1 protein-coding gene is annotated in these 421 nt (G+C 72.9%); it reads left to right on the top strand.

The window, feature by feature from the left end:
- Window positions 1-17 precede the first annotated feature (17 nt).
- Window positions 18-421: AAA family ATPase (locus J0695_RS38855; RefSeq protein ID WP_206969568.1), on the top strand; the 404-nt coding region annotated here is incomplete at its 3' end.

Raw genomic sequence — 421 nt, 5'->3', positions numbered from 1 at the left:
CGTCCGGGGTGGGCGGGGTGGCGGCGAACAACAACTCCGGGGTGATCGCCACCGGCGCGGGGCCGACGATCGACGCCCGCAGCCTGCACCTTCCCGCGCAGATGGTCAGGCCGCCGAACGAGGTCGTGGCGTCCCCGGGGCTGAACAACCTTCCCGCGCCCCGCAACGGCGTCTTCGTCGGCAGGGACGAGGACCTGGCCCGTCTCGACGCGGCCATGGACAACGGCTCGGGCAGGGCGGTCGTCCGCGTCGTGCACGGTCTCGGCGGCGTCGGGAAGAGCACGCTCGCGCTGGAGTACGCCCACCGGTTCAGGCACCGGTACAACCCGATCTGGTGGATAGCGGCCGACACCGCCGAGGGGATCGTCGCCGAACTCGCCGAGCTGGCCGTACGGCTGGACCCGATCGCGGCGATCGGCGC

It is taken from the genome of Streptomyces beijiangensis, assembly GCF_017315755.1.
Classification (GTDB): Bacteria; Actinomycetota; Actinomycetes; order Streptomycetales; family Streptomycetaceae; genus Streptomyces; species Streptomyces beijiangensis.
This window is presented reverse-complemented; position numbering and strand designations above follow the sequence as displayed.